Annotated in this window: 18 protein-coding genes and 1 pseudogene; 10 read left to right on the top strand and 9 right to left on the bottom strand. The window is 46.2% G+C overall.

Annotated features, from left to right (window positions below):
• From QUB04_RS30065 to deoC, 5 genes are all read right to left on the bottom strand, one after another.
• On the bottom strand, positions 1–365 hold a 365-nt coding region (locus QUB04_RS30065; RefSeq protein ID WP_333290225.1), incomplete at its 3' end, for a PPC domain-containing protein.
• Positions 366–830: 465 nt separating this feature from the next.
• Positions 831–2,408, bottom strand: a complete 1,578-nt coding sequence (locus QUB04_RS30060; RefSeq protein ID WP_333290223.1) for an MFS transporter — start codon at positions 2,406–2,408, stop codon at positions 831–833.
• A gap of 231 nt (positions 2,409–2,639) precedes the next feature.
• Positions 2,640–3,515, bottom strand: a complete 876-nt coding sequence (recO, locus tag QUB04_RS30055; protein ID WP_333290221.1) for a DNA repair protein RecO — start codon at positions 3,513–3,515, stop codon at positions 2,640–2,642.
• 197 nt (positions 3,516–3,712) lie between these two features.
• The gene (locus QUB04_RS30050) at positions 3,713–3,820 is read right to left on the bottom strand and encodes a four helix bundle protein (RefSeq protein ID WP_333290219.1); all 108 of its coding nucleotides are present in this window, start codon (positions 3,818–3,820) and stop codon (positions 3,713–3,715) included.
• A gap of 216 nt (positions 3,821–4,036) precedes the next feature.
• A complete protein-coding gene (deoC, locus tag QUB04_RS30045) occupies positions 4,037–4,714 on the bottom strand; it encodes a deoxyribose-phosphate aldolase (RefSeq protein WP_333290217.1) in 678 nt (225 codons plus the stop codon).
• Between the two features lie 346 nt (positions 4,715–5,060).
• Here deoC and QUB04_RS30040 point away from each other — a divergent pair, with 346 nt between their 5' ends.
• The 3 genes from QUB04_RS30040 to QUB04_RS30030 all read left to right on the top strand — a co-directional run bounded on the left by QUB04_RS30040 (position 5,061) and on the right by QUB04_RS30030 (position 8,243).
• On the top strand, positions 5,061–5,423 hold the full coding sequence (locus tag QUB04_RS30040) for a hypothetical protein (RefSeq protein ID WP_333290215.1): 363 nt from the start codon (positions 5,061–5,063) through the stop codon (positions 5,421–5,423).
• A 351-nt stretch (positions 5,424–5,774) separates the two neighbouring features.
• A complete protein-coding gene (locus QUB04_RS30035) occupies positions 5,775–6,797 on the top strand; it encodes a tetratricopeptide repeat protein (RefSeq protein ID WP_333290213.1) in 1,023 nt (340 codons plus the stop codon).
• 177 nt (positions 6,798–6,974) lie between these two features.
• Positions 6,975–8,243 carry a transposase gene (locus QUB04_RS30030; protein WP_333290211.1) on the top strand — a complete coding sequence of 423 codons (1,269 nt, stop codon included), beginning with the start codon at positions 6,975–6,977 and terminating at the stop codon, positions 8,241–8,243.
• Positions 8,244–8,276: 33 nt separating this feature from the next.
• Here the strand turns inward: QUB04_RS30030 and QUB04_RS30025 are convergent, their stop codons facing one another.
• From QUB04_RS30025 to QUB04_RS30015, 3 genes are all read right to left on the bottom strand, one after another.
• Positions 8,277–9,023: a hypothetical protein gene (locus QUB04_RS30025; RefSeq protein WP_333290209.1), complete on the bottom strand. Its 747-nt coding sequence runs from the start codon at positions 9,021–9,023 to the stop codon at positions 8,277–8,279.
• Positions 9,024–9,748: 725 nt separating this feature from the next.
• The gene (locus QUB04_RS30020; RefSeq protein ID WP_333290206.1) at positions 9,749–10,471 is read right to left on the bottom strand and encodes a pyridoxine 5'-phosphate synthase; all 723 of its coding nucleotides are present in this window, start codon (positions 10,469–10,471) and stop codon (positions 9,749–9,751) included.
• 191 nt (positions 10,472–10,662) lie between these two features.
• Complete coding sequence (locus QUB04_RS30015) at positions 10,663–11,448, bottom strand: nucleotidyltransferase domain-containing protein (RefSeq protein WP_333290204.1); 786 nt, start codon at positions 11,446–11,448, stop codon at positions 10,663–10,665.
• Positions 11,449–11,719: 271 nt separating this feature from the next.
• On the opposite strand from QUB04_RS30015, the gene QUB04_RS30010 reads away from it, so the two are divergent.
• From QUB04_RS30010 to QUB04_RS29995, 4 genes are all read left to right on the top strand, one after another.
• Positions 11,720–12,580, top strand: a complete 861-nt coding sequence (locus QUB04_RS30010; RefSeq protein WP_333290202.1) for a Tab2/Atab2 family RNA-binding protein — start codon at positions 11,720–11,722, stop codon at positions 12,578–12,580.
• A gap of 374 nt (positions 12,581–12,954) precedes the next feature.
• On the top strand, positions 12,955–14,250 hold the full coding sequence (locus QUB04_RS30005) for a TldD/PmbA family protein (RefSeq protein WP_333290200.1): 1,296 nt from the start codon (positions 12,955–12,957) through the stop codon (positions 14,248–14,250).
• Positions 14,251–14,484: 234 nt separating this feature from the next.
• The gene (locus QUB04_RS30000; RefSeq protein ID WP_333290198.1) at positions 14,485–15,441 is read left to right on the top strand and encodes a GDSL-type esterase/lipase family protein; all 957 of its coding nucleotides are present in this window, start codon (positions 14,485–14,487) and stop codon (positions 15,439–15,441) included.
• A 470-nt stretch (positions 15,442–15,911) separates the two neighbouring features.
• Positions 15,912–18,725, top strand: coding sequence for a chloride channel protein (locus tag QUB04_RS29995; RefSeq protein ID WP_333290195.1), 2,814 nt, complete (start codon positions 15,912–15,914; stop codon positions 18,723–18,725).
• Positions 18,726–19,056: 331 nt separating this feature from the next.
• Here the strand turns inward: QUB04_RS29995 and QUB04_RS29990 are convergent, their stop codons facing one another.
• The gene (locus QUB04_RS29990) at positions 19,057–20,568 is read right to left on the bottom strand and encodes an FAD-dependent oxidoreductase (RefSeq protein WP_333290193.1); all 1,512 of its coding nucleotides are present in this window, start codon (positions 20,566–20,568) and stop codon (positions 19,057–19,059) included.
• 101 nt (positions 20,569–20,669) lie between these two features.
• Between QUB04_RS29990 and QUB04_RS29985 the strand changes: the two genes are divergently transcribed.
• The 3 genes and pseudogenes from QUB04_RS29985 to QUB04_RS29975 all read left to right on the top strand — a co-directional run bounded on the left by QUB04_RS29985 (position 20,670) and on the right by QUB04_RS29975 (position 23,587).
• Complete coding sequence (locus QUB04_RS29985) at positions 20,670–21,515, top strand: ABC transporter permease (RefSeq protein ID WP_333290191.1); 846 nt, start codon at positions 20,670–20,672, stop codon at positions 21,513–21,515.
• 110 nt (positions 21,516–21,625) lie between these two features.
• Positions 21,626–22,477, top strand: a complete 852-nt coding sequence (locus QUB04_RS29980) for an ABC transporter permease (protein ID WP_333290189.1) — start codon at positions 21,626–21,628, stop codon at positions 22,475–22,477.
• A gap of 51 nt (positions 22,478–22,528) precedes the next feature.
• Positions 22,529–23,587, top strand: a pseudogene (locus QUB04_RS29975) (ABC transporter substrate-binding protein).
• The last annotated feature ends 80 nt before the right edge of the window (positions 23,588–23,667 follow it).

Here is a 23,667-nt window from a genome sequence, read left to right as displayed (position 1 = left end):
ATATTAAGTTGAATCGAACCTGTATTAGACATCCAACCATCAACAGCAATTTGATAGGTTGTCCCGGCTGTAGCATTGAGGCTAAGCAGGCTAGTGTTATTCCCTCCCCCCTGATCATCGAAGTCAATCAGAGTGAGGTTATCAACCGCAGAACCAGTGAAAACCGACAACCAAGTATCGAAATTACTGTTTACGGTGTTAATCTCAAAGGTCCCGGTACTGGGTGCTGTCCAAGACCACCACTCCGAGTTAGTTACTCCACTTTGGGTAGGTTCACCTACTTCTCCGGTGGATCCAATATTTGACCCTGTTGTACTCACAGGTGCGCCACTGAGCAAAGTTCGGTTAGCAAAGTTATCAGCCATAGTCTTTTCACCTTTTTTTCTGGGTGGTTACTTTGGTCTTGTCTCGCCTGTACCAATAATGCACCATTGGTGACAATTTAAGACTTAATTGCATTTGTCAATCAGTAATTTTACTCACACTAACTGTTTTATTGCATTTGTCAACCAGTAATATTACTCAAAATAACTGCTTTTTTAGGAGTGGAAAATTCACGATTTGAGAGGGAGTAGGTATAAATATCATGGGAGGCATGATTCCTCGATCGCCCAAATCTCAGTTTTATGCCCAAAATCCGAGTAAATATTGAGCATAATTGCTGATTGACAAATGCTTCCTTAGCTTAACTTGTTACCAATGATAATGCACGCGAATTCAACTGAATGAGCAAAACTTTGCACAGTCTTGGCGTTGCTTAATCAGGGTATGAAAAAAATAATTTGAAAATCCAGAAGCTTTGGAGATACTGGTTTCTATGATTTGCATATTTAGTCTTTCATACCGTAAATCCGCAACGCCCTGCTACGGAAAATATACCAGGTTAAGACACCCCCAGCCATCGCTAATCCTGCTAAACCCAAAAATACTGTCGGCAAACCCAGAAATGTTTCGGCTACCCCGGCCAAAGCCAACGGTAAACTCAAAGCGATATTAGTCGCATTGTTTTGCAGCCCGAAGACTTTTCCGCGCATTTCTTCTGGGGTTTCTGCTTGAATCGTAGTCTGCATCGGCACTCCCACCAATGAGGCAAATAAACCCAACAGAGTAATGAACAGCACCGAGAGCCACAAATGGTGTGTAAATGCAGAAAGGCCCATCAGAGCAAATGCCATGCCGATCGAGCCGATTAAACTCAGTTGGGAGTGAGAAAATTTATGGCCGAGATAGCCGACTGTCGCCGCCCCAGCAGCCATGCCCACGCCCACCGCAGCAAGCAAAAATCCAAATTGTGATGCTTTCATACCGGGGAGGATTTCTGCCAGCCGCACCGCTAGAACTGCCAAGGCTGCAAAAATGGAAAATAGAATAATTAGTTGAATTAAAGCATTGCGAACTTTCGGTTGATCGTTGATGTAACGCAGGCCATCTCGCAAATCTGCTAAGGGGTGCGGCGGTTCGTGTTCGACTTCGTTTTTTTCGCCTGTTTTCATAGACAGCAACAGCACTCCGGCGAAGGCGTAACTTCCGCCTACTACTAATTCTTTGCCGATGCCGAGTCCGCCGCCGAGGTTGGAAAATAGGGTGTCGGCTAAAGCTAGTAAGGGTTCTCCGACTGCGAAGCCAATAATCACCGAACCCATCATGGTTGTGGTGTAGAGGGAGTTTGCCGATAGCAGGTGGCGGCGTTCCACAATTAGGGGAATCACTGACTGTTCTGCTGGGGCGAAAAATTGAGTTAGAGTCGAAACTAGGAATGTCACTAGCAGCAGTAAGCAGAATCCGAGTGGCAGTTGACCGAGTTCCCACCCGTCAGAGAGCCACAGCAGCACGGGCAATGTTAAAACGAAGGCTCCCCGCAGCAGGTTTGTGGCGACTAGCACTGCTTTTTTCGACCAGCGATCGACATACACGCCTGCGGCGGCCCCGAACAGCACTGCGGGAATGGTAAAGGCGATCATGATTGCCGATACCCACCGGCTGATGGTTTGATCTGGCGCTTGAAAGCGGCTGGCCACCAGGGCGATCGTCAGTACGAGATAAACTTTATCTGCTAGTTGGGAAAAAACTTGGCCGCTCCACAATGCCAGAAAATTTGGGTTTTTGAGCACTGGCAGAAATCCCGTTTGTTTTTCGGGAATTTCTGCCAGTGCTTCGGAGAGTTCTGCTGCTGGCTCTGGTGTGGGAACCGGGGGGATTGCTTCGGGGTGTGGGCTATTGCCGTTGTTCCAGTCTGGTGCTGGAGTGGTGGGGTATTTATCCATTTCTGGGTCTGGGACGTTGCTCCATTGTCGATCGGCCAAGACCGGCTCGGAGCGAAAATCAGGAAAATTTTCTCGTTCTTCCATTTTGTGGTGGGTCACAGCTAAAACAGATATTGTCAAATCAGAATCGGACAGTCGCATCATAGGATTTGGGGTAGCTCGCCTGGGATGGTGGAGGTTGGGGGGATGGGAATTTCAAATTGAGGGGTTAACCCCTAAGTTTATTAATAATCTCGTAACTTTTTCTCTATCTATTATCTGATGTCGCAACAACCTTGAGAATTTACCTCAAAAGGCCGGCAGGTTCGGGTATCCGGCAGGCTGGGGGTGCGATGTTCGATCGCCCGTTCACCGATTTAACTCAACAGTCAAAATTTAAAACTCAAAACTCTCTAGGTAGGTGTCGATCGAGCTTCCCGATCGAATCGTGCAACCTAAATGATACTGGGCATATTGCCGCAAAATATTTTCTACTGATACCCAAGCTGTTCGATCGGTAATCCCCTCTCCTAGTTCTGGACTAGCCAACTGTTGCAACGCTGCTAATTCCTTAGCATTTATCTCGAAATTTGTCAAGTGTTTGCTGCCATTCGTTTGCCGGGAACGGGAGGCGGATCTCGACAAGCTACCGGTTTCTGAAGAGAGTTCTGCCTCTAGGTTAGCTAGCTCCGACAAGCTAAAGGTTCCCCCAGAGGGTATACTAAACCCGGTTTGCCAGTTCGGATCGGTGAAATTTGGGATAAGCGGCTGTCTGGTGGCGCAGCAGACTTGGACTTGGGGCGCGAGGCCGGCTAAGGCTAGCAAGTGAAAAATGCCGTGGGTGAGGTGAGCAATCAGCACGGCGGCAGATTGGATTTCTGTGCGATCGGACAAACGCTCCAAACGGCTCAAATGTTCGCCCAGCAACCAAAAGAGTTCTTCTTGGGGTTCGTCGGAAAGGGCGCTGGCGATCGCCAATTCTGCCAGATATTGCGCCGCTGCAAGTTTCCCTAGGTTGCGGCTCAAACCCGGATGGGATTCTACGGTGTTGGCTTGGGTAATTTTGTCGAGCGATCGGCCTTTGGCAATTAGCAATTCGTTGACAACAAATAATTCGCTTCTTCCGCCAATGGTCGATCGTTGTTTGCGAACACCCGGTGCTACGGCTCGAATTAAGCCGAATTCCCGCGTCAAAATTGTCAGCACTCGATCGGATTCGCCGATCGGCGCACTCTTAAGATTGATTCCAGTTGCTTTGTAAGTTCTAATCATTTGTTAGTTGACTGTTGACTGTTGGCTGTTAACTGTTAACTGTTGGCTGTTGGCTGTTAACCTTTAGCTTTTTGTTTTAGTGAGTTAAGATAGGCATTAAGTTTGGGTGAAACTTCCTTCAATAACGGAGGCAATCCATCGCTATTTTTTTGATTTAAAAGATTACGATCATAGGCAATTCTTAACCAGTGTCTTTTTTAGTTGAATGAACCTCTGGTAATTTTTACGAAACGCTGATTATCTTGACAAATATGGCGTCCATGTCCTTCGCTAATATTAGCACCAACATTATCAGCCGATGTCACGATTTGTTAGTCCATCGTATACCTCGTAAATTAGTCCCAATTTTCAACAATAAACCATATTTAGTTTGAGATTTTTTCGGCTAATTGATAAACTTGTAGTTGTGGGTAGTTCTCCCTATTAACTCGTTTAAACAATTGATGATAAACAATAGATTAATGACCAATTAATACAAGTCAACAGTCAACAGCCAACAGTTAACTGTCAACTGTCAAATGTCAACGATTGTCTAAATTATCGCGCTGGCGGATTAATTCCGGGCCACGAGAAGTCCCCAAACGAGTTGCCCCAGCTACTACCAAATCTAGAGCTTGTTCATGAGTACGAATTCCGCCGGCCGCTTTAATCCCAATCCGTCCCTTCGTAACTTCCTTCAGCAATCGCACATCGTCAACTTTCGCCGGGCCAAAAAAGCCAGTGTTGGTTTTGATGTAGGCGGCACCGGCTTCCATACAAATCTCAGCCGCTAATTGTATTTCGGCATCGGAAAGGAGCGAACTTTCGATAATTGCTTTAATGGTGAGATTAGTTTCTTCGCAAATTTGGGCTAATTCCCGGTGGAATTCGTCGATTCTTCCAGCTTTCAACAATCCTAAGTTAACGGAGACATCTAACTCTACGGCTCCATTATCTGCTGCTTCTAGAGCTTCGTAAACTTTCACCGTTGAAGTCGAAGCACCGGTGGGAAAACCTATAACTGTACAGACTTTGGGACGTTTGCCGTGCAGCAGCTCAACTGCTTGTCTGACGTAGGCGGGATACACGCAAACTGTGACAAAGCCAAATCTCTCTGCTTGTTGGCAACAGTGTTCTACTTGCTCTGGCGTGGCGGTGGGGTCGATCAGGCCGTAGTCGATCAAGGGGGCAATATCGATGTCTGCCTGGTTTGCAGCCATTGCTGTTTTTTCTCCGAAGTAATTACTTTATTAAGTATGTATCGAATTTACCAATCTAAAATCTAAAATCTAAAATCTAAAATCGATCGACTTTACTCCGGCTCCTAGCAAGTATAAATACTCAATTGGCTCGTAAAAACTCTTGTGGGGATTGGTTTACCAATTTATGTCAAAAAAATAATATTTTGGTATCTGCCTTTAGATACATTTTGGCTCTCTCTTTAGGTATACTTTGTTAAAAGGACTTACGGTAGAGCCTGCGTCAGCTACGCTAGGGCAGAGCCTGGTAGCGGCTACTGTTTTTACTTTTAGTAGTGCTTTAAAAACATAAAAGCCAGTGCCAAGCATGAATCATTTAGAACTCGAACAAGAAATTGGGAAGATGGCTAGAGCGATGATGACTCGCAATAGCTTAATTGGTAAGGATTTGATTGCGGATCTCAGAGGGCGACTGTCTGTTGACAGTGTAGCTGCTTTGATGATTGTCAGTATTGAGCGTTTGATTTGGTATGACTGCGAGTCCGTAATCTGGAGTTTGAGTTATTTGATTCCTGCTGACGTGATGGAAGAAATTCGCCGGATTACTGCGCTGGTTGTTTGCCAGCGCTTGATGGGCAAGGGTTTTCTGCTGGGGAAAGATTTTAGTATTGATGCAACAGGCCAGTTGATGTTGAGTGAGAATGCTAAAACAGCGGTTGTGGTTGCTTGAATTGGGCAAGCAGAAGTAGAAGCTATTAGCACTAGCAGATTTGCAGTTAGACTTGGGGCGCCCTAGGACTCTTTGTGTAACTGCAAACTTAATTCGGGATGCGGTAAGAGTTGCGTGATTCACGCAGAGTTAAGATTCGCAGCAGCTCTAAAAAATGATGAGTGCGGTTAGCTAACAGAGCTTTTTACGAGAGGAAAATAGTTAGTTTCGACCGCAAATTGTTGAGGTTGTTACTGGCTCTGTGTACCGGCGATCGCCCTGTATCAAATTTTTCAGATTTTTAGTGGAATTACAGTTTTACTCCAGGTATGATTTCATGTAGAATCATCCCTAAGATAGATACAAAATATTATGAACTTAATTCAAAACTTGGAAGCGGCTTGGTATTACCATCTGGGTTCGCGCCACCTCGAAGCTAACGACGATCATGGTGCCCTGGCGAACTTTAACAGAGCTTTGAAGTTGCAATCAGATCATTATAAGGCTTGGTTCGGCCGAGGTATGGCTCTGGGGAAATTAGAACGGCACTTAGAGGCGCTGAAGAGTTTTGATGAAGCCTTGGCGGTGGAGCCGAATGCGAGCTTTGGCTGGCACAACCGGGCTATTGCTTTAGGAAAGTTGGGCCGCTGGTTGGACGCTCTCAACAGTTTTGACCGGGCTCTGGAGTTCAGTCCGTGCGCGGCAAGTATTTGGCACAACCGGGGACTGACGCTGATCGATATGGGGCTGTACCACAAGGCGGTTCTGAGTTTCGATCGCTCTTTAAATTTGTACCCGGAGGCTGCTTGGGCATGGTACAACCGAGGTAATGCCCTGTTGGAACTCAAGCTTTACTATCAGGCGCTCAACAGTTTTGACCGGGCGATCGAGTTTAAGCCTGATGACGCGAAGGCTTGGTACAATCGCGGTATAGCTGCGAACTCTATGGGACTTTACAAACAAGCAGTGGCTAGTTTTAGCCGATCGATCGCTCTACAACCGGGCAGAGCCGAAGCAGTGGGCGAACGGAGAGTTGCTTTGGAGAAATTAGTAGGTTTAAATCAGAGAAATGGCAAGTTTACTCCCACATCTGAGCGTCCCTTTGAAGATTATTTGATTTGGTACAACCGGGGTGTGGAATTGGCCCGAAAAGGCTGCTACTCTGAGGCGATTGCTTGCTACGAAACAGTCTTAGAAATAAATCCTGATTTTGCTAACGCTTTTTACAATAAAGCTTGCTGTTATGCGCTACTGGGATTTGCTGATTTGGCCCTTGACAATTTGCAGCGGGCTGTTGAGTTTATCCCTAATTTATACCGAGAGCTAGCTTTAGCTGACTCGGATTTAAGCTGCATTTGGAAACAAGAACGTTTTGAAGCCCTGATCCAAGGTTGATGTTACACAAAAAACAGCTCGCCAATGGGGCGAGCTATTTTTTGTGTGGCGCAAATTCGATCGCCCGACTGTATTGTAAAACTTCGTTGAGTTTGTAAGCACTTATAAGCAATAGTAGTATGCTATTATCATCCCGGTCGAGTGGAATACACGCAATGTAAAAAATGGAAGCCTTAAATGCAGCTAACAGAGCGACATATCATTAAAACTACGGAACATCGTTTCGCCCAAATTGATGAATTAGCTTTTAAATCCAAGAATCTCTACAACGCGGCCAACTACGTCATTCGTCAGCATTTTATTTATGGATGGGGCTATGTCGGCTACAACGAAATGAACCGTTTAATGAAGTCTTGTGAAGCTTACAAAGCTTTACCAGCCAAGGTTAGCCAACAAATATTAATGGTGTTGGACAAGAATTGGAAATCATTCTTTGAAGCAGTTAAAGCTTACAAAACAGATTCCTCTAAATTCAATGCCCGCCCGAAATTGCCAAAATACAAGGATAAGACTAAAGGGCGAAACATTCTCGTCTACACAATTCAAGCTATTAGCAGCAAGCAGTTAAAAAAGGGAATCATTAAACTTTCCGGTACTGAACTTTTAATTAAAACTAAAGTCGATCCCGATCGAATTTGCCAAGTCAGATTAGTTCCCAAATGCGATTGCTATGTAATTGAGGTAATTTACGATAAACCGGAGTCTACCGTCAGCAACAATAACTTTGTAGCTAGCATTGATTTAGGACTGGATAATTTAGCGGCGCTAACTTCAAATCAACCGGGATTTGTCCCTTTGTTGGTTAACGGGCGACCGTTGAAATCTATCAACCAGTTCTACAACAAGCGCAAAGCCAAGTTGCAATCCCAGTTGAAAGGGAATCGCCAAACCTCATCTCGCATTCGACACTTAACTCGCTGTCGCAACCAAAAAGTCGATAATTACTTGCATCATGCCAGTCGCCTAGTTGTTGACCTTTTGAGTGCAAAACGGATTGGGACGCTAGTAATCGGTAAAAACACACAGTGGAAAACTGAGATCGACCTAGGGAAGCAAACTAACCAAAACTTTGTCAGCATTCCTCACGCTCGATTAATCGAGATGTTAGAATACAAAGCTCGATTAGTTGGAATCGAAGTAATCGTACAAGAAGAGTCCTATAGTTCGCGAGCCAGCTTCTTGGGCTTAGATTCAATACCTGTTTACGGGAAAACCGATAAAGACCCCGTTTTTACTGGCAAGCGAATCAAAAGAGGTTTGTACAAAACATCGACCGGTCAATTAATTAATTCTGATGTCAACGGTTCGTACAACATCCTCAGAAAAGCAATCCCAAATGCGTTCAGCAATGGGATAGGGAGCTGCGTAGTTCAGCCGAGGCGGGTCAATCCGCTCAAAGTAAAAGTGAAGGGGGAGGGACTTGAAGCCTCCCATGCCTATAAATGACTATACTTTTACCAGCTATTTGTGCAATCTTTGCTATTGCACAGAAACTCGGATTGAGGACTTGACCGGCCTCTTGGCAACTACGATTACCCGGTAAGTGCCGGATTCCGGTAGTTGAGCAAAAGTTTGACCTTCGCCTTGATCCAGGAGTTGTCCCATCGGAGATTCGATCGCCAGATCTAGATTTTTGTTGCTCGCTGTCACCCTAATTGTCTGTCCCTGCTGGCCTTGAACCGTGATGGGCTGGATTTGGTAGCCGGACATTTTGAGTTTGATTGTGGCTTGTTTTTCCTTGAATGCTATGGGAATTGCGCGATCTGGCCTATAAGTCCACTTGGCGTTAAAGTCGCGTCCGAGTACGAAGCTGGTGGTTTCACCTTTCGGGGTAACTCGCACGCGGTAGATGCCGGACTCTGGCAACTGGCCAATCCACTGATTGTCTGCTTTTTCAATAACCCCCATATTTTCACCATTGGGACTGTACAGTTGGGCTGTCAGTTGTCCCGCCCACAGGGAGAGAGTGAGTTCTCGCCCTTTGACGCCTTCAAAAATATAGGTGGTGGGTTGGTTGATGGTTTCTCGGATTTCCGAGGTTGACATTCGCTTGATTGGTTCGAGGTTGGGAACTGATTCAGAGGTAACGGGTTTGTTAAGGGTTTCTGTAATTTCCGAGGCAGCCATCAGCTCGCTCGGTGCTATTTTGGGGGCTACTGGGCTGGCAAATACTGATTTTGCCGTCATCATGAGTAGCATTCCAGTCAGTAAAATTAGTTTTTTCATGTCGCACTTCCGAGGGGGGTAAGGAATTGTATATGGTTACTTGTGTTTGCCTGTTTTCACCGGATTAAATCGGGCGATCGCACAGAGGCTACAGGAGGATATAGGATACACGTAAATATCCCGTACTTGCACAAAACCTGCTGGTAGCAAATTGGCAGTGCGGGAGCTAAGTAGTAGCCTCAATTTGTCGGGACATTTTAATGATACTCCTTACGGATAATATCATCACAGAATATTAGTAATTTGGTCTAGGAAAATTAAAGCTTTTTCCGAGGTTCTTGCTAAAGAAATGCCCACACGCAAAAAACGCGGTGTCTTGGCTCTGGGAGGAGCGTTGCTACTAGAACACGGCTAGCACCCCACGGGGTTACGGCCCCTAGTGTTACTTCATTCTTTACCGAAAGCATCCAGGATACCCGCCACGTGATTCATCCGTCGAGAAATAAAAAACCTGTATCCGATGAAACTTGCCCCCCGAATTTATCCGTGGGGTCAATGCTTCAATTCTTTAATCTTTAATCTTTAATCTAAAATCTAAAATCGATTGACGATCGCCTAATTATCTAGGGCGCTGCGAACCCCACATTAGCATATTTGTAGCGTGTTAAACCATTTTTTGCGTAAATTTTGATACTGTATCTTGGTAGGGCGGATTGAGTTATTGTCTCTGAAAAAAACGAGTTTATCACTGCCCAAGCCGCCCTACAACACGAGGTTAATTTGTACTACGAACCTGCCAGGATTTGCAGATAAGCTTGTACTGTGTTGGACAACCCCATTTCTAGCGCTTCCGCAATTAAAGCATGACCGATCGATACTTCTAGTATATCAGGAATCGAGCAAAATTTAGCTAAGTTTTGCAAATTTAAATCATGTCCGGCATTCACCCCTAAACCTGCTGATTGAGCTGCTTGAGCTGCTAAGACATATTGTTGAAAAACAGATTCTACTCTCCCTTCGCGAAAAGCAGTTGCGTAGGGTTCCGTATACAGTTCTACCCTGTCTGCTCCCACTTCTTTTGCTAGCGGCATGAGAGCAGCATCTGCGTCCATAAACAAGCTGACTCTGATGCCGTTGTCTTTTAATTTTTGAATGATTGGTAAGAGCCGATCGCGATTTTCGGGAATATTCCAACCGCTATCGGATGTTAGCACGTCGGGAGCGTCCGGCACCAAGGTACACTGAGCCGGTTTTACGTCGCAAACTATATCCATAAATGGCGGCTGAAACGGATTTCCTTCTATGTTGAACTCAACGGTTAGCATTTTGGCTAATTCGTAAACATCGGCGGCTTTGATATGCCTTTCGTCGGGGCGGGGGTGGACTGTAACGCCATGAGCTCCGGCAGCAATTACTGTTTTTGCGGCTTCGGTAACACTGGGGATGCCGATGTTTCGAGAGTTTCTGAGGAGGGCAATTCTGTTGATGTTGACGCTGAGTTTTGTCATGGGATGTTAATCTTTAAAGTTGAGATCACATCTTGCATCTTTCTCAAGAACGGGCAAGATGCCCGTTCCACAAAGAGTAGATTTTCCTGTGGGACAGGCCGGAAAGCCTGTTCAAAAAAGGAGTATTGACAATGGTGCAAGATATAAGTTGATAATACTATATTAATCGCTTTCGGGACGAAACTTTGAGCCTAGGGCGGTAGTTTTAGGGCATTGTCAGAGGAAAAATTAGCTTGTGCAAGCGGTAAACTTTCGGCAAAAAAAGCCTCCGCTATTTGCTGTTTTACTGCCAAATCTTCAAGATTGGCGAGGCAGAAAAGCGGTGCGACGCGATCGACTATTTCGCGCGGAAAATCTCGGCTAAAATATTTTAGTTCAAAGTCGTATCTGTGGGGACGGTAAATCATGCCCAACAGTTCGACTAAGGGTAGAAGCGTCCAATTGTGATAGTTGCCGATCGCATCTACTAAATGTCCCCGATAAATCTCTTTTTTTACCAGAGGTTGCAGCAAATCAAAACGGATTTTAATTTCGTTGAATCTCGACTGCATTGTAGATAAATGTTTGCTTCGATCCAAAGGATGCGGTACAATTAGATTAACTTTGTCAAAAGCGATCGGCACTTTCCCGTGTCTCTCTATTTCCAGAAAATCGTTGCGGCTGCTGCGCCGAAAAACGGCGAAATCAATTAGCAAGAAGGGCGGGGTTTCTTTCAGCCGCCAGAAGCACTGCGATTGACCGTGCCAAGCGGGTTCGGGAACTCGATATTTGAGTTCGATTTCAGCAATTTCTGCGAGGGCTTTTTCAACAATATCAAATGTTTCTTCCACGCAGTTATCTTCAACCACAACCGCAATATCGAGGTCTGACCACTCGTCGGTGTATCCGTGGGCTGCGGAACCTCCTTGCCACAAAGCGAGAACAAAATCTAAAGGTTGTAAGGTAGAAACAATCTTTTCGAGAATGATTTGTCTCATGGAATCAAGCTATACTGTTTGTTTTCCCTGGCTTGCACAAGTTTAACAAACGATCGCGGGTTGAGATTGCTCCGCGACAGTTCTCCGAAGAGTTGCTAATGCGTCCGGTTGTGCACTGCTGCCAAAAATTACACTGGAAGCTGCAAGGGAAAGTGGCAATCTTTGGGAAAGTGCGATCGCCCGCGATTGAAAATCAGCCTTATATGGTCAGAATCAGAAACTTGCCCGCTGTCCGGTAACATGAGAAAGGATTAATTTTTAACAGCGCGGCATGGCTACTATTTGGGAACTCGACTTTTACAGCCGTCCAATCATAGACGAGCGAGAGAAAAAAAAATGGGAAGTGTTGATCTGCGAAAGCCCGCTGAATGTAGGCGACAAGGCCGAATCTCTGTTTCGCTACTCGCAATTCTGCTCCAGTTCTACCGTAAATTCCCTGTGGCTGGCGGGTGCAATTAAAGAGGCGATCGCCGCAGCACCGAAACGACCTGAAAAAATCCGCTTTTTCCGCCGCCAAATGGCGAACATGATTACCAAAGCCTGCGATGACTTGGACATTCCCGCCGCCTGCAGCCGCCGCACCCTCGCCCTTAGCCTGTGGCTGGAAGAACGGATGCAAGACGTTTATCCCGCCGAACCGGGCTATCAACCGGTTGTGAACCCCAGTGTTCAATTTATACCCGAAACGCCTGTTGCGCTACCCGATGCTTTAATCGGTGAAAAATGGGCGTTTGTGAGTTTGCCGATCGCAGCTTTTGACGAAATGTCCGAGTGGGATATCGGATTTGGCGAAGCTTTCGGACTGCCGATGACACGCCTCGCCCCAGAAACGCAAATTCCGGGACTAATTATCTACTCGTCGAGAGCAACAGCCCTGGCAGGTTGGATGTCGGGCTTGGAGTTGGCTTTCCTGAAATTTGAGAGCGGCCCACCCGCTAGGCTGGTGTTAGATACGGGAGCTAACGATCGCTGGATTTTAGCTAATCTCAGAGACGCAGCAACTGAGAGAGAAGCGAAAGGATTTGAAGCCGCTAAAAAGCAAGCAAAAAAAGTACATTTCTTAGCAATTCAGTCGAATCCCGAATCGGAATCTTTTGCAGGATTTTGGCTGCTGCACGAACTAACTATTTAGTCATTAGTTATTAGTCATCAGTCAGTTGTTAGTAGTCAGTTGTTAGTGGTTAGTTGTTAGTAGTCAGTTGTTAGTAGTCAGTTGTTAGTTGTTAGTAGGAGTTAATAATCTACCGTTATTTAGTCTAGCGTTAACAGCTAGATTGACTAATAACGAATAACTCATATAGCGGTTCTCAAATAATTGAGGTATGCTTTTCAGTCCAAGACCCGCGAGGCCTATGCTCTACGAACATCTCATGTTACTGAGAAAGGCTATAACTAATAACTACTGACTAATGCCAACTGCCAACTGCCAACTGCCAACTGACAACTGCCAACTGACAACTGCCAACTGCCAACTGCCAACTGACTAATTACCAACCACCGAGAACAATGACCAATCACCAATCAGCAGAACAACTGTTAGAACTAGCCACCAAAGCAGGTGCAGAAGCTGCTGAGGTATTGGAATCGCAATCGCTCTCACGGCCGGTCTTTTTTGAAGCAAACCGCCTCAAACAGCTAGAAACCGCCCAAGCAGAAGGCATTGCACTGCGGCTGTGGCGGGATGGGCGGCCGGGTTTGGCGGTGGCCTACGGGCCTGTGGAACTGCAAATTTTGGTGGATAGGGCGATCGCACTTTCGCAACTTAACGAACCGGAAACCATCGAACTTGGCACCGGTGAGAAAGTTGTTTATCCCGATCGCGGAGTGTCGGTGCCGGCCGAACAGCTAGTAAACTGGGGCAAAGAGGCGATCGCGATCGTCCGCGAAGCCTATCCAGAAAGCCTCTGCACCGCCGAACTCGACTGCGAAATCGAGAGCACCCGCTTGGTGAACACCAAAGGCTTGGATTCGAGTCACACCGACACCACCCTCAGCGGTTACTTATCAGCCGAATTAGTGCGGGGAGAAGATTTCCTCAACATTTGGGAAGGCGAAACCGAACGCGGCACCCTGGACTTAAACACCAGCGCCAAGCGGGTTTTGCAGCGTTTAGAATGGGCGAAAGACAATGTAGCCCCCGCCACGGGCCGCGTGGCGGTGCTATTTACAGCCAAAGCAGCCGACTTGCTGTGGGGGACTGTCTGTGCGGCGTTGAACGGCAAACAGGTACTCGAAGGCGCTTCGCCTTGGAGCGATCGATTAGGCCAACAAGTGACATCGCCGCTTGTCACCCTCTCGCAGCAGCCGGATATCGGGCCCTATAGCTGTCCTTTTGATGACGAAGGTACTCCCACGCGGGCGATCGTCTTTATCAACAGCGGAGTGTTGCAGCTATTTTATACCGATCGTACCACCGGTCGAGCCTTGGGCAGCGGCACCACCGGCAACGGATTTCGCCCGGGTTTGGGCAGCTATCCCACGCCGAGTTTGTTCAATGTTTTGATTAAACCAGGTTCGCTTTCGCTAATAGATTTAATCGCTAAATTAGACGACGGAATTGTAGTCGATCAAATGCTTGGCGGCAGTGCCGGAATTTCCGGCGATTTTTCAATTAACGTCGATCTCGGCTACCGAGTCAAAAAAGGTCAAATAGTCGGCAGAATCAAAGACACAATGGTAGCTGGCAATGTCTACAACGTCCTCAAACAATTAGTAGAATTGGGAGGAGACTCCGAGTGGAACGGTTCTTGCCAAACACCGTCTCTAATTGTAGAGGGATTGTCCGTCATCGGCAAGAATTAAAGGAATCGGGCATCGGGCATTGGGCATCGGGCATGGGTAATTGGTAATCGGTAATAGTTAGTAGTTAGTAGTTAGTGGTTAGTGATTAGTTGTTAGTAGTTTTTATAATTAAAAATAACCAATTCCCAATGCCCCAGGTCCCAGGCCCCAGGCCCCAGGCCCCATGCCCCATGCCCCATGCCCCATGCCCCATGCCCAATGCCCAATTCCCCATTCCCAATTCCCACACATAATATGCGTATTTGTTTTATCGGCGATTCTTTTGTAAACGGTACTTGCGATCCCAAATGTCTCGGTTGGACAGGACGGATTTGCGCGGCCGCTTGCGGACAAGGACACGATATTACCTACTACAATTTAGGAATAAGGGGAGAAACCAGTGCCGATATAGGAACTCGTTGGTTCAACGAAGTTTCTTGCCGCTTACCTCACTACGGCGACGGCAGAATAGTATTTTCCTTTGGCGTCAACGACACTTACCTAGAAAACGAAAAAAATCGCATAGAAGTTGAAAAATCAATTGAAAATGCTCGCTCTATTCTCACGTCAGCCAAAGAAATATTTCCAGTATTAATGGTAGGGCCACCGCCAGTTATTGATGCCGATCGCACAAAGCGGATTGCCAACTTATCCGAACAGTTTTCCCAAGTTTGCAACGAGTTAAATGTGCCTTATTTAGATGTTTGCACCCCGCTGCAAAACTCAGAAATTTGGCATAAAGAACTTACCGAAAATGACGTTTCCCATCCCCGCGCCGCCGGTTACGCTGAATTGGCGAAAATAGTTCACAATTGGGACGGTTGGAAAGCTTGGTTTAAAAATATCAATATATCAGATCAAGAGACAGTAACGCTGTTCCGAGCCGTCGGCAAAAAAGAAATGGAACTGATTAAAGAAAGCGATTTTCTCGCATTTCCGCCACGCTTATCCTTTCAGCCTATTTTTTATCCCGTACTTCACAAAGCCTATGCCATACAAATCGCGCGAGATTGGAATACAAGAGATGCAGCATCGGGATATTTCGGCTATGTCACGCGCTTTCGGGTGGCGGCAGAATTCTTAAAAAAATATCCAGTTCAAAATGTGGGCAGTTCAATACACCAAGAATATTGGATTCCGGCAGAAGAATTGGCTCAATTTAATCAAAACATTGTGGGGAAAATTGAAATTTTTGCGGAATATCAACCCTAAACTCGGAGCGAACTATAGCCTTTCTCAGAAAGATGAGGTACTCATGGGCATAGGGCATAGGGCATAGGGCATAGGGCATAGGGCATAGGGCATACCTCACTTTTTTGAGAACCGCTATATGCTTGAATTTAATCAATTTTCAGGAGTGAGTTTTGACTGCTATGGCATTCTGATAGATGGGGAAAGGGGAATACTGCTAGTCTTGAGACAATTGCTGTCACGTCACGAGATAGATTTGGGTAAATCGCAGACACGAAAAAACAGGATTTGGGGCGACACTGCCGGCCAGGGGCCAGCCTGATTTAGAAGTGCCGGATTTAAAAACACTGGTGGAGGCTATAAGGTAAAAAAATCGCAGATTGATATCAAATCCGGTAGCATCGGAATTACACCAGATTTTAGGTAAGTATAGAAGGATTTTTTGCTAAAGTGCGATCGAGCAGACAATTCTCAGGTCATCTACGCTATTTATGCCGTACATTACTATCCCTAAACAATTTAGGGAACCTTCCAGGGTCATCAAATCTCAACTTTTTTTACGGCCCAAACGCCTAGCTATTTTTGAAGCTTGTCTGATCGGTTTAATTTCAGGACTCGCTGGGGTTTTGCTCAAATCAGGAGTCGGATGGCTCGGCAGTTGGCGAGTTGCTACCTCGACAGTAATTCCAGCTTGGATATTACTGCCCAGCGTCGGTTTATTCGGCGGGTTGCTGACAGGTTTCTTGGTTGAGCGTTTTGCTCCCGAAACTGCCGGCAGCGGCATTCCTCACGTCAAAGCTGCTCTCGGCGGAGTCAATCTTTCCTTAGATTTGAGAGTAGCTGTCGCCAAACTTCTGACGACTATTTTAGCAGTTGGTTCCGGTTTAACTTTAGGAAGGCAAGGCCCGACTGTGCAAATAGGAGCATCTTTGGCCGGCTGGATCGGTCACTTGATGCCTACTTCCCCAGACTACCGCCGACAATTGATTGCTTGCGGGGCTGCTGCAGGATTGGCTGCTGGTTTTAACGCTCCCATTGCAGGAGTTTTGTTTGTAGTTGAAGAACTGCTGCACGACGTTTCGGGATTGACTTTAGGGACTGCAATTATCGCTTCATTTATCGGTGCAGTTGTATCGCAGCTTTTGGGCGGTGATAGTTTAAATTTGAACCTTCGCGAGTACCAAAGCAGTTTTGAGGCTCAGGAAATTCCCTTCTACATAGTGCTAGGAATTTTAGCGGGATTGCTGGGAGCTTTGTTCACTAAAGGGATTATTGCTAGCTTGCAATTTAACAGGCGATCGCTCAAATTAGCTTTGCCCGTGCGAGTGGCTCTAGCTGGTATTATTTGCGGTTCAGTAATAGCTTTTCTCCCAGAAACTTTTCGCAATAATACGGGTTTGCGGGAGTTTCTGCTGACCGGGGAAGCAAGTGGCATAACGAGTTTAATTGCTTTTATCGCACACTTTTTTCTAACAATTATATCCGCTGCTTCTGGAGCTCCGGGAGGATTGTTCTCCCCTTCCCTAGTTATGGGTTCTGCACTCGGTCACATGGTGGGCATTGTGCAGGCAGATGTCCTGGGCGTTGGTTCGCCAGTAACTTACGCTTTAGCGGGAATGGGAGCGTTTTTTTGCGCGGTTACTAGAGCGCCGATTACTGCGGTAGTAATTGTCTTTGAAATTACGGCGGATTTCAAATTAGTGCTGCCTTTGATGATCTGTTCTGTAGTTGCTTATTTAATGGCAGAAAAGGTAGAAAGTGGCTCGCTGTACAATCACCTTTTGGAGTTTAACGGCATTCAACTGACGCAGGCAAAAGCTGCCAGCAATACTTTGAGCGACTTGCACGCAGATGACGTGATGCAGCGCCGAGTTGAAACTCTTTCGAGTCTGCTGACTTTCGATGAAGTGATGCAGGCTTTTTCGCGATCGCACCACCGAGGATTTCCAGTAGTTGAAGATGGTAAATTAGTCGGAATTGTCAGTCAAACCGATTTAGCAAATGCCAGCGAGCGCAATTTGTCCGGCAACTCGCTGCTTAAAGAATTTATGACTGTACAGCCGATCGCAGTCAAAGCAAGCGACACATTAAGCGAGGTATTGTACAGGCTCAACAACTACAATATCAGCCGTTTGCCAGTCATAGAAGGCCGGCGTTTGGTGGGAATTATTACCCGCAGCGACATTATCCGAGTTGAATCCGATCGCCTCAGCGGAGAAACAACCCAGGGCCCGCATCCAGAACCTTCCTATGTTGTCTATCAAACCAGGGCTCCGCAAGTCGGAAACGGCCGGTTATTAGTGCCGCTTTCCAACCCCCAAACAGCACCCGCTTTGCTGCGGCTGGCGGCGGCGATTGCGCGCGATCGCAATTACGAATTAGAATGCCTGCAAATCATCATAGTACCGCGCAACAGTTCCCCCTCAGAAAGCGCAGTGCGGACAACCAAAAGCCGCCGCCTGCTACAACAAGCCGAGCGAATTATTCGCAATTGGAACTTGCCGGTACACACCCAAATACGGGTAGCTCACGACGTGCCTAACGCGATTTTGGAGACAATAAAGGAGCGACATATCGATTCAATTTTGATGGGCTGGCAAGGCGAATTTTCCACAAAAGGACGCATTTTTGGCGATGTGGTGGATACCGTAATTCGGCAAGCAGGCTGCGAGGTTATTTTGGTGAAGTGGAGCGAAAAACTATTAGCAACACGCAAGAAAAATGAGTTTTCTGCCACTTTCAGCGGGCGCAAATATGCGTCTATAGAATGGGAGTTAAATCCCGAAAAAGTTGACGGCGCAGATAATCCCGCATTGGCCATATCCTTAGATTCATCAGCGACTCCAGAGACTGAACTTTCCCCATCGAATTCAGACATTCCAGGGCCAGAATTGGGACTGCATACGCTGATGGGTTTGCACCGCTGGTTGGTGCCTATTCGCGGCAGTTACAAGCAAGCTGCGGCTTTGCGGCTGCTACCTGCTTTGGTGGCTGCGAGTGCTGTACCGGAGATTAAATTGTGTCAGGTTCATCAGCCTTCTGTTGCAGAACCCGATCGCGGAGAATTAAAGCAAGCGGCGGAGTTTATCAAGCGCCGGGTTAGCTGTTCGATAATAGCGACTTCGGTTTGCGCTAAATCGGTTTCTGATGCTTTAATTGATTTGGCTCAGAACGATCAGTGCGATGCGATCGTCCTGGGAGCGAGCCGCGAAGGGCTGCTGAAGCAGGTGATTCACGGGAACATCCCGGAAGCTGTGGCCCGCGGGTGCGACTGTACAGTCATTTTAGTGCGATCGGCCTCTTAGCTAACCAGACGGGAATCCCCCTTCTTCCTGACATCTGTTAAATCTCACATCTTGCACCATTCTCAAGAACAGGCAAGATGCCTGTTCCACAAGAAAATTCACTCTTTGTGGAACAGGCATCTTGCCTGTTCATAAAAAGCTTATTGAGAATGGTGCAACATCTCAGTTAAATCTGGCATCTTGCAGCAATATCAATAAGAGGATTTTTCGTGGGTCGGGCGGGTTTATAGAACCTATTTGCAAGCTTTAAGGCTATTGGCGAACCCGCCCCTACGGCTAATTGAGAATTGTGCAAGATATCTGTTAAATGCGTTGCCGAATTTCTTTCTTCTTATGGCAGCCAAAAATCGGGAATGAAAGTTTTAGTCAAACTGCGAGTAAACTGATTAATCTTTCTCCCGATTTGAATGTGCGGTTCGTCAGCTTCCACGGGAATAATTGCCGCTTTGTTTCCGATTCCGAAACGCGAAATTACCAAATTAGCCGCTTCCAAACCAGTAACATAAGCTTTTTCCTGCGACCAAGAACCGTGGCGGGTCACAACCCAATCGCCGCTCATCAATACATTATCATAACTTGTTACTGCAGGCAACAAATACTGATAGCTGCCAGGGGCAAAATGCGTCACCGCCCGCGACAGCCGAATCGCGCTGCTGTCTATTACTTTTGCCTCCCGAAAAGCGGGGATGCAAGTCGCTAAATCCCGCTGAACTAAGGAAACTATTTCCTCATCTTTTAGGGGAATTAATTGATTTGCGTGATAAAAGTCAGCTTCGACAACTGTTCCCGGTTCGTCTCGAAATTCGTCGTGCAAAGCATTCAAATCAAAAAACGTCCAACCTGTAGTTGAACTAAATCCAAAACAGGCATTAGAAGGCAGGGGAATGTCAATTTTTCTGTCAAACCACAGGCGAACAGCTAACACGTCAACTGCACCCAAGTTCATTGCGTCCCGAAACTCTTGGCGGCTTTGCAAAGCTGGGCTGCTGCTGATAATTTTTTGCATTCCCGTGACACCAACTGCAAAAATAACTGCATCTGCCTCGAAGGTTTCTTCGCCGCAAACAACGCCTGTGGCTCGGTTGTTGCTGTCCACTGTTAAATCAGTAACTCGCTGCTTTGTCAATACTTTTGCACCGAGTTTTTCCAGGCGATCGACCCAGGGACGAAATATTTTTTCTCCGACTGTTCCGCGACACCAAGCTACATCAAAATCCGGTTGGTGTGCTAATATGAAATAATAAAGCATTCCCAAAGCGGCGGCGGCAGAACATTGTTCTCCTGGTGCAAATAAACCTACTAATAACATAGGCTCAAAAGCATCGCGGTACAGTCTTGCAGAAACGCCAAACTGTTTGAATAGTTCGCGGGCTGTGACGCGATCGTACCTGCGCCAAGCTTCGTCGGAATTGTCGAAATCTAGGACGGCGTAGAGTAAGGGTAAGGCGGAAAGCCGATCGACTAATGGCAGCCTTTTAAATCTGGTGTAAAGAAAGGTTCCTAACGGTGTAGGAAGGCGCGGTTCGTCCTGAAAAATCGGCGATTCTACTTCCAATCCCGCCGGTGAATACTGACAAGAACGAGTCCAAGGTGTGAAGGGATCGAGTCCTAATTCTTTGACTAGGGAAAAGATATTTTTGTAGGGATACCAGAAGCCATGAATCCCAGCTTCTACGGAACGCCCGCCAGCGGTTTTCCACCCTGCAACTAAGCCACCCGGATAAGGGCCAGCTTCTAGCAGGGTGACATCATAGCCTTGCTGGGCTAGGTGATAGGTAGCGCCTAAACCGGCCCATCCTGCACCGACGACGACTATTTTTGGGGTTGACGATTCTGCTGACATTGCGTACCTCTTGATAATTTATTCATGATGACATAATTCATAAAATGCGGATTTGATATAAAATGTGTGGGATTATGTGCTAAATTTGGCTTGAGTGAATAATGGGTGTCAAAAACCGGCAGCAAACTAACCTGTTGCTGCTCTTATTTCCCGCTACCGCATGGCTGGTCGTTTTCTTCATTTTGCCCGTGCTAATTGTACTGTTGTACAGTTTCTTAGAACGCGGTACTTACGGCGGTGTTACTTGGATATTTACTCTCAGCAACTACCAGCGTTTGTTCAGTGGACTTTTCTTAGGAGTAATTGGGCGATCGCTCTGGCTGGCTTTTCTAACAACTGCCGCTTGCTTGTTAGTTGGCTATCCCCTGGCATTCTTCATCGCCACCCGTTCTCCTCGCTGGCGAAATGCTTTGCTTTTGCTGGTAATTATTCCATTTTGGACTAATTTTTTAGTGAGAACCTACGCCTGGATCATACTCTTGCGTAGCGAAGGAGTAGTTAACACAGCCTTGCAAAGCCTGCAAATTATTAGCGAACCGTTAAATTTGCTTTTTACGCCTTTCGCTGTGGCGATCGGTCTTATTTACGGCTATTTACCTTTCATGGTTCTGCCTTTATATTCTAGCATAGAACGCTTCAATTTTTCATTGGTAGAAGCCGCTCAAGATTTAGGGGCAAATGATATTCGCACTTTCTGGCGCGTATTTTTACCATTAACAACTCGCGGTATTGTTGCCGGATCTATTTTAGTTTTTGTTCCCGCAGTCGGCGCTTTCATCACACCGGATATATTGGGCGGATCTAAAACAGTTATGGTGGGAAATTTGATTCAAAATCAGTTTATGAAAGCCCGCGACTGGCCTTTTGGATCGGCGCTTTCTATGCTGTTGACGGTAATCATATTGATTCCGGTGTTAATTTACTTCCGCCTGTCTGACGAAACTTAAACAGGTAGATTGAGATTTACAGTTGGGTGGGGGCGGGTTTATGAGATTATTGGTCTTAGGCACAGATTGTCTGTAAAACCCGCCCCTACAGGCGAACCTATTTTTGACTAATGACTAAACTAGATATACTCGTGCGGGCGATCGGCAAAAAGTGGCTTTGGGTACAAGCTGTACTAGCATTTGCCTTTCTTTACTTGCCAATTCTCATCTTAATTATTTACTCCTTTAACGCCTCCAGATTCAATGCCGTTTGGCGTGGCTTTACCCTCGATTGGTACCGCAGTTTGTTTAGCAATGCAGGCGCGACGATTGCTACGAGTAGCAGCGCCGGAATCTTGACTGCACTCAACAACAGCTTGCTAATTGCAGCTATTTCGACTGTGTTAGCGACAATTTTTGGTACAATGCTCGCGTTAGCACTGGAACGCTTTTATTTTCCGGGGCGCAAAGCAGTAGAAGCTTTACTGTTTTTGCCGATTATTATGCCCGAAATTACGATCGGCATTTCGCTGCTAGTTTTCTTTACCCTAGTATTTCGGATCGTAGAAAATCTCACGGGAATTCGCCTCAATCTCGGCTTACCTACCGTAATTATCGGTCACATTGTCTTTAATATTTCCTTTGTGACTATTACTGTCAGGGCGCGTTTGGCGGAACTCGATCCTCAATTAGAACAAGCAGCTTTTGACTTAGGCGCTAACGAATGGCGGGCTTTTTGGCGCATCACTCTCCCTCTGATTTGGCCCGCTATTTTTAGCGCGGCACTGCTGGCTTTTACTCTGTCGCTAGACGATTTTGTCGTGACATTTTTTACCACCGGCGTCGGTTCGATGACGCTGCCATTATTTGTTTATGGCTTGATAAAATTTTCAGTGACGCCAGCGATTAATGCCATTTCAACTTTGATGTTGTTGGCTTCATTGTTGCTGGTTGTATCATCGTTAAAAGTTCAGAAAAGTTAAAAAAATTGCTTTCTGTGTCATAATTATTTGGGTCTGCAACTAACACAACCTATGAAACGCCTGCTGACTTTCCTACTTTTGTTTGTGATGAGCGCAACGGTGGCTTTCGGCTGTAGCCCCACAGGTGGCAACCAACAAGTGCTCAGCATTTACAATTATGCCAGTTATATCGCCCCAGAAGCGATCGCCCAATTCGAGAAAGAGAACAATGTTAAAATTCAATACGACACTTTCGAGAACAGCGACGCACTCTATGCCAAACTCAAACAGGGAAACCCCGGTTACGACTTAATATTTCCGGCCGATTACATGGTGAAAATCATGATCGCAGAAAATCTAATTGAGCCGCTGAATTTAAACAATATTCCCAACCAAAAAAACCTAGAACCTAAGTTTATAAATCAAGCTTTTGACCCGGGGAACAAATATTCGCTGCCCTACCAGTGGGGAACGATGGGAATTGGCTACAACGCGAAAACAATCCAGGGATAAATTAACAGTTGGGCGGCGATGTTCGATCCAAAATATACCGGAAAAGTGGCGTGGCAAGACGATGCCAGATACACATTTGCAGGAGTTTTAATGTATTTAGGATTTGATCCAAATACCACCAATCCCGAAGAAATTAACAAAGCCCGCGATTTGCTGATTAAAAGTAACAATATCATTGCAGCGTTTGTCCCCGACACCGGGCAAAATCTGCTGGATCAAGGAGAAGTAAATCTGACGATGGAATGGAGCGGCGATATTTTCCAAGTGATGAAAGAAAATCCTAATCTCCGTTACGCTATTCCCAAAGAAGGAACAATCATTTTTTCTGACAACATGGCTATTCCCAAAGATGCGCCCCAGAAAGAGTTAGCGGAGAAATTTATTAACTTTATTTTGCAGCCAGAAGTAGGGGCCCAAATTTCCAATTTTACCCAATTCGGCTCGCCCAACAAAGCAGCAATCGATGGAGGTTTAATCGCCCCGAACGATTTGAAAAATCCTCAAATTTACCCGCCGGCTGAGGTGTTTGACAAAATGAAATTATTGCAGGATGTCGGGAAAGCAACTGCATTGTACGATCGAGCTTGGACGGAAGTTAAAGCAGGGGCTGGAAAGTAGATATAATATCAAATCCGTTAGCATCGGAATAGTAAATCCGAGTTCACTGTTCACTGTTCACTGTTCACTGTTCACTGTTC

The sequence above is a fragment of the Microcoleus sp. D2_18a_B4 genome (assembly GCF_036702475.1).
Lineage (GTDB): Bacteria > Cyanobacteriota > Cyanobacteriia > Cyanobacteriales > Microcoleaceae > Microcoleus.
The sequence above is the reverse complement of the archived record's forward strand: the minus strand, read 5'-3'. Positions and strand labels throughout refer to the sequence as shown.